A 6,399-nucleotide genomic window follows, 5' to 3' on the forward strand; every position below is an offset into this window, starting at 1 on the left:
TCTGACCCGAACAGGCCATCCCGTGAAAATCCTTGTCCTGCATGGGCCGAACCTCAACCTGTTCGGCCGCCGCGAGCCGCACATCTACGGCCGCACGACGCTGGCGGAGATCGACGCCGAACTCGCCAAGATGCGCGCCGCGGTGCGGCCGGTGTACGACAAGTTCTCCGGCGCGTACGACCCGGCCATCGTGAACCTCTTCAAGTCCGAGCTGGAACGCGTCTCCCGACTCTGACCCGAACAGGCCATCCCGTGAAAATCCTTGTCCTGCATGGGCCGAACCTCAACCTGTTCGGCCGCCGCGAGCCGCACATCTACGGCCGCACGACGCTGGCGGAGATCGACGCCGAACTCGCCGCGCTGGCGCGCGAGCTCGACGTCGAGCTCGAGACCATCCAGTCCAACCACGAAGGCGCGCTGGTCGACTTCCTGCATCTGCACATGGACGCGGCGCAGGGCGCCATCGTCAACCCGGCCGGTCTCACCCAGCACGGCGTGCCGCTGCACGATGCCATCAAGGCGATGCCGTTTCCGGTGCTGGAAGTGCACATGACCAACATCGCCGCGCGCGAAAGCTGGCGTGTGCACTCCATCATCTCGCCGGCCGTGAAGGGCACCATCCAGGGCCTCGGGCGCCACTCGTACCTCATGGGGCTTCGCGCGGTGGTGGCCCTCGCTCGCGAGGCGCAGGCGCAATGACGCAGGGGATGCAGCGCCTGCTCGATCTCGTGTGCCGCGGGCTCGAGTTCGCCATCGCGGCCGCATTGGCGGTGATGGTGGTGCTGGTGTTCGGGAATGTGGTGATGCGCTACGGCTTCAACTCGGGAATCACCGTGTCGGAAGAAGTGTCACGGTGGCTCTTCATTTGGGGAACCTTCCTGGGCGCGCTGGTCGCGCTTCGCGACCACGCGCACCTGGGGATGGACCTGGTGGTGGGCAAGCTGCCGCCCGCCGGCAGGAAGGCCTGCCTCGTGCTGAGCCACGTCTTGATGCTGGCGATCGTGGCGATGCTGGCGAAGGGTGGCTGGGAGCAGGTTCAGATCAACTGGGAGGTCGCGGCCCCCACGACGGGGTGGTCCATGGCCATCGTGCACGCGGCTTCGGTGGTGTTCGCCGCCATCGCGGGCCTGATCCTGCTGGTGGACCTGGGGCGCCTGTTCACCGGGCAGCTCGCGGATGACGAACTGCTCATGGTGCAGGAGTCGGAGGAGTCGGCGCAGCTGCGTGAAATCCTCGGCTCCGGGGGGCGGACGTGACGCTCGCCATCTTCGTGAGTGCGCTGCTGTCCGCGATGGTCATCGGCATGCCCGTGGCCTTCGCGCTGCTGGCAAGCGGCGTCGCGCTGATGTGGCACCTGGAGATGCTGGACTTCCAGATCCTCGCGCAGAACCTGATCGGCGGTGCAGACAGCTTCCCGCTCCTTGCGGTGCCCTTCTTCATGCTCGCCGGCGAGGTGATGAACGCGGGCGGTCTGTCGCGCCGCATCGTGGACCTGGCGCTCGCGCTCGTGGGCCACATCCGTGGCGGCCTCGGCTACGTGACCATCATGGCCGGGTGCCTCCTGTCGGCGCTCTCCGGTTCTGCGGTGGCCGACGCGGCGGCCCTTACCGCGTTGCTTCTGCCGATGATGGTGAAGGCGGGGCACGAGCGCAATCGCTCCGCAGGGCTGATCGCCGCCACCGGCGTGATCGGGCCGGTGATCCCGCCCAGCATCGGGCTGGTCATCTTCGGCGTTGCCGCCAACGTGTCCATCGCCAAGCTGTTCCTCGCCGCGATCGTTCCGGGCCTCCTGATCGGCGGCGCGCTGTGGATCACGTGGGCATCCCTGGTGCGAAGCGAGAAGATCGAGCCGGCGCCCCGCAAGTCCGGCGCTGAAATCCGGGCGGCCGCACGCGAGGCCGGCTGGGCGCTGCTGCTGCCGCTGATCATCCTGGTGGGGCTGCGCATGGGCGTCTTTACGCCCACCGAAGCTGCGGTCGTGGCCGCTGTCTACGCACTGTTCGTCTCGATCTTCATCTACGGCGAGTTGAAGCTGCCGGGGATCTACCGGGTCTTCGTGTCCGCTGCGAAGACGAGCGCCGTGGTGATGTTCCTGATCGCCGCGGCAATGGTGAGCGCCTGGCTCATCACCGTCGCCAACCTGCCCGGCCAGGTCACGGCGCTTCTGCGGCCCTTCATGGACTCCCCGATCCTGCTGATGGCTGCCATCATGGTGCTGGTGATGCTCGTGGGGACGGCGCTCGACATGACGCCCACCATCCTGATCCTCACGCCCGTGCTGATGCCCGTGGTGAAGGCCGCCGGCATCGACCCCGTGTACTTCGGCGTGATGTTCATCATCAACAACTCGATCGGGCTGGTGACACCCCCCGTGGGCACGGTACTCAACGTTGTCGCCGGCGTCGGAAGGATCCGGCTCGACGACGTGACGCGGGGCGTCATCCCTTTCATGGGCGCCCAGTTCGCCATGATGTTCCTCATGGTGCTGTTTCCGCAGCTTGTCACCCTGCCGGCCAGGTGGCTCGCCGGGTAGGCCGCCCGTACGAGCAACGCATTTTCGAGCGTTGGGTTCTAATCCGGGCCATGAGTACGACCTATCGCGTGCCCGGAGCAGTGGTCACCGAGCGCGAGCACTCGGTTCCGCTGGTTCATGGGGATCCGTCGCGTGGCACGATCGGCGTTTTCACGCGCGAACTTGCTGCCCCGGACGGCCTGGATCGTCCCTACCTCGTGTTCCTGCAGGGCGGCCCGGGCTTCGAAGCGGCCCGCCCGACGAGCCCGCCGTCCGGGTGGATGGGGCGTGCCCTCAAGGACTTCCGGGTCCTGCTGCTCGACCAGCGGGGCACGGGACGCTCCGCGCCGGTCGGGCCCGTCATTCCAGGAGCAACACCCGCCGACCAGGCCGAGTACCTCACGCATTTCCGCGCCGACTCGATCGTGCGCGACCTGGAACTGATTCGCGCCGGACTCGGCGTCGACCGCTGGAGCCTGCTCGGTCAGAGCTTCGGGGGATTCACCTCGCTCACCTACTTGTCCCTGGCGCCCGAGGGGCTGAGGGAGGTCCTGATCACCGGCGGCCTCGCGCCGATCGACCATCGGCCGGTCGACGAGATCTACGCGGCGACGTGGGCGCGCGTGCGCGAGGCGAATCAACGCTATCACGACCGCTACCCGGGAGACCTCGATCGTTTGCGGGCGATCCTGCGCCGGCTCGACGAGGAGGACGTCCGATTGCCGAACGGCGACCGCCTCACATCGCGTCGGTTCCGGCAAACCGGGATATGGCTCGGCGACAGCGCCGGGTTCGAGCGGCTGCACCATCTGCTGGAGCTTCCCTTCGGCTCGCCGGCCTTCATGGTCGACGCGCAGATGGCGTCTGCCTGGGAGCGCAATCCGATCTACGCGACGCTCCATGAGTCCTGCTATGCCGACGGCGGGGTCACCGGCTGGTCCGCCCACCGGCTCGCGCCGGAGGAGGCAGTGACTGGCGAACTCCTCGGTGCAGAGCACGTCTTTCCCTGGATGTGGGAGGACTATGCGGGGTTGCGCGCCCACCGCGAAGCGGCGCAGCTTCTGGCCCACCATGCATGGCCGCGCCTGTACGACCCAGACCGCCTGGCCCGCAACGAGGTCCCGGTGGCAGCGACGGTGTACGTCGACGATGTCTACGTGGAGCGATCATTTGCCGAGGAGACGGCCCGCAGCGTTCGTGGGCTGCGGGCCTGGGTGACCAACGAGTACGCCCACAACGGCTTGCGCGCCGACGGCGAGCGCATCCTGGGGCGTCTGCTCGACCTGGCGCGGGGCAGGGCGTAACGGGCCGCGTATCGCTCTCATGGCAGGGGAAGCACTCGTCTCCGAGCGCCTCACCCGCCGCGGCCGCGATCAGGCCAGCGCCTCCTTGAATGTCGCCAGCAGGCGCGCCCAGGCGCGTTCCGATTGGTCCGCGTCGTAGACCTGCGTGTCGGGCGGGCACCAGCCGTGGGCCGCGGGGTAGACCTCGACCTCGCCCGGCAGCTTGGCGGCCGCCAGCGCTTCGCGCAGGGCGACCTTGGCTTGCGGATCCTTCTTGTCGTCGTTCTCGGCCACGGCGATCAGGTAGTGCGCCTTCGTCTGGGCCAGCAGGCGATGCGGACTGTCGGGCCCCGGGGTCACCATGGCAGCGCCGTGGAAGCTTCCGACCGCGCCCACGCGGCCCGGCGCCACCGTGGCGGTGCGCACCGCGATCGGACCGCCCATGCAATAGCCGGTGGTGCCGATCCTGCGCCCCTTGTCCACTTCGCGTTGCGCGTCCAGCCAGGCCACGAAGGTCTTGCCGTCGCTCAGGTGCATGGCAGGCGTCAGGGCCTGCATCAGCGGCATCACTTCGGCGATCGGCGTCTTGCCGGCTTGCGGCGCGGTGGGAGCCTTCTTCTGCCGGTAGAAGGGGTTCACCACCAGCACGCTGTAGCCCGATTCGGCCAGGCGCCGGCCCATCTGCCGGAAGGCGGGACGAAGGCCGAAGATGTCAGGCCACACCAGCACGCCGGGCGCCGGTCCGGACGTGGGGGCGACGAAGTAGGCGTCGCTCGTGCCGTCGGGGGTGGTGATGGCCACCTCGCGCTCGGCCACGGCCACGGCGTCCGCCACGCTCGGCAGCGCGGTCAGGATGCCCGCGGACGTAGCCCACGCGGCGAAATCGCGCCGCGTGTATTTCCTGAGTTCTTCCTGGTCATTGACATCGCACATGGTTGCTTCACCTCGTGGGGTCAGGTTGCAGATTGGGAACCGCCGCGAGGTCTCCGACGCTCGCGAGGGCGTCGAAGTATTGCGGCTCAGCCGCACCTGTGCAAGACGGCGTCGGTCATACTGCACCGCATGAACTGCAGCACCGGTGCTCGTCCATGACGGAAGACAGCCATGACGACGTCGATCCCGAGGAACTCCGCCGCGACCTGGAGGAAACGGCGCTGCAGATCCAGCGCGGTGAACTGAAGTCGGTCACCTTCACGGACGGGGCGGTCGAGCGCACCTTCCCCCTCGGAACCGAGGAGGAGCGGGATGCGGCCCTGCTCACGATCAGGACGATCCTCGGGCAGGTTCACTGAGCACGTGCCGTCCTTCAGGGGCCAGCTACGCTCCTGGCTTCCGCATCCCGGAACGCCCGCTCCAGGGTCGCAGCGCTTGCAAGCTCTTTTTGAATGCGGGAGACGGCCTCGGGAGCACGGTCTGCGGGATCCTCGATCGCGAGCTCGATCAGCGTCAATGCATAAGTCAGGCGCTCACCGTAGAGAGCGCCCAGGGCGTGCATCAGATGAACGGATTCCCAGGCATCGGGCTCCCGCCCATCGGCCCGGATTTCCGTGAGCACCTGCAGAGCGAACGCGACGACCACCTGGGTTTTCTGCTGCGCGTTCATCTCCCGGAAGGCGCGGTCGGTGGGAGCAAGGCTGTAAAGCTGGTCTCGGTTCATGACCCGCAGATTACCGCAGTGCGCGCCGTTGAACGAGATCGCGCGACGTGCTCGCAACTGCTGCTCGCGGCCAACTGCAGCCTTCTCCAGCGACTGCGCCGCCTCCCGCAACCCGTCCACGGAGAGTTCTGCAAGGAATTCGAGGCTGGGCGGCGGCAGGTCAGGCGTGGTCACCCTGACGGTGTTCAGGCGCTCACGCGTGCGCCCGGCGCGATGATGGAAGGCGCCGCGTTGAGCGTTTCGATGGCGAAGCCTGCCGCGGCCTTGTAGCGCGCCATGTAGGCCTCGCGCTCCGCGGCGGCGATGACCTGGTCGATGTCGTCGAACACGCCGCCGCAGCGCTCGTCGACCAGGCCCAGCAGGCCGAAGGGGCCGGCGCCCCGGTTGCGCAGCACGAGTGCCGATACGTCGGCGCACAGCTTGTCGTTGTAGGCTCGCAGTGCCGCCGGGGCGACACCGTGGTCCACGAGCGCGGCACCCAGCACCCGCGCATCGACGATCGCCTGGCTGGCGCCGTTGGAGCCCACCGGGTACATCACGTGCGCAGCGTCGCCCATGAGCGCCACCCGGCCGTCCACCCACGTGGGCACCGGGTCGCGATCGATCATCGGGTACTCGAACACCTGCGTGGCGCCGCGCAGCATCGCGGGTACGTCGAGCCAGCCGAAGTCCCAGCCCTCGAAGTGGCGGATGAATTCGCCCACATCCACCCGCCTGTTCCAGTCGCCCTGGGTCCAACCCTCGCGGTTGTCCACCGTGATCTCGGCGATCCAGTTGATGGTGGCCAGACCGCTCGCGGGGTCCGGCTGCGAGATGGGATAGAACACGACCCGGTGCTTGAGGCTGCCGAGGCCCACGAAGGAGGCGCCGGTGCGGATCGGCACGCCGGGGCTGGTGCCGCGCCACATGATCGCGCCGCCCCAGTGGATCGGCGGCTGCGAGGGGTG

Annotated in this window: 8 protein-coding genes and 1 pseudogene; 6 read left to right on the forward strand and 3 right to left on the reverse strand. The window is 68.1% G+C overall.

All coding sequences use genetic code 11. From position 1 onward, the window contains the following. Window positions 1–22 precede the first annotated feature (22 nt). The 5 genes and pseudogenes from VFM98_RS26210 to VFM98_RS22550 all read left to right on the forward strand — a co-directional run. Window positions 23–134: pseudogene (locus VFM98_RS26210) on the forward strand (type II 3-dehydroquinate dehydratase); the annotation flags it as partial. 118 nt (window positions 135–252) lie between these two features. Further along, window positions 253–699, forward strand: coding sequence for a type II 3-dehydroquinate dehydratase (locus tag VFM98_RS22535; RefSeq protein WP_325112134.1), 447 nt, complete (start codon window positions 253–255; stop codon window positions 697–699). Then, window positions 696–1,256 carry a TRAP transporter small permease gene (locus VFM98_RS22540; protein ID WP_325112135.1) on the forward strand — a complete coding sequence of 187 codons (561 nt, stop codon included), beginning with the start codon at window positions 696–698 and terminating at the stop codon, window positions 1,254–1,256. The genes VFM98_RS22535 and VFM98_RS22540 overlap by 4 nt, the downstream gene beginning before the upstream one ends. After that, entirely contained in the window at window positions 1,253–2,533 is a 1,281-nt protein-coding gene (locus tag VFM98_RS22545; protein WP_325112136.1) for a TRAP transporter large permease subunit, read from the forward strand. The genes VFM98_RS22540 and VFM98_RS22545 overlap by 4 nt, the downstream gene beginning before the upstream one ends. Before the next feature lie 50 nt (window positions 2,534–2,583). Then, window positions 2,584–3,816 (forward strand): alpha/beta fold hydrolase, encoded by a 1,233-nt coding sequence (locus VFM98_RS22550; RefSeq protein WP_325112137.1) that lies wholly within the window; start codon window positions 2,584–2,586, stop codon window positions 3,814–3,816. A 69-nt stretch (window positions 3,817–3,885) separates the two neighbouring features. Here the strand turns inward: VFM98_RS22550 and VFM98_RS22555 are convergent, their stop codons facing one another. After that, window positions 3,886–4,728 (reverse strand): dienelactone hydrolase family protein, encoded by an 843-nt coding sequence (locus tag VFM98_RS22555; RefSeq protein ID WP_325112138.1) that lies wholly within the window; start codon window positions 4,726–4,728, stop codon window positions 3,886–3,888. Between the two features lie 155 nt (window positions 4,729–4,883). Between VFM98_RS22555 and VFM98_RS22560 the strand changes: the two genes are divergently transcribed. Then, complete coding sequence (locus tag VFM98_RS22560) at window positions 4,884–5,087, forward strand: hypothetical protein (protein ID WP_325112139.1); 204 nt, start codon at window positions 4,884–4,886, stop codon at window positions 5,085–5,087. Between the two features lie 14 nt (window positions 5,088–5,101). Here VFM98_RS22560 and VFM98_RS22565 read toward each other — a convergent pair whose 3' ends face one another. Beyond that, a complete protein-coding gene (locus VFM98_RS22565; protein ID WP_325112140.1) occupies window positions 5,102–5,626 on the reverse strand; it encodes a hypothetical protein in 525 nt (174 codons plus the stop codon). A gap of 11 nt (window positions 5,627–5,637) precedes the next feature. Beyond that, window positions 5,638–6,399 (reverse strand): FAD-dependent monooxygenase (locus VFM98_RS22570; RefSeq protein ID WP_325112141.1); only part of this gene is annotated, 762 nt, incomplete at its 5' end.

It is taken from the genome of Ramlibacter sp. (genome assembly GCF_035706265.1).
GTDB lineage: Bacteria > Pseudomonadota > Gammaproteobacteria > Burkholderiales > Burkholderiaceae_C > Ramlibacter.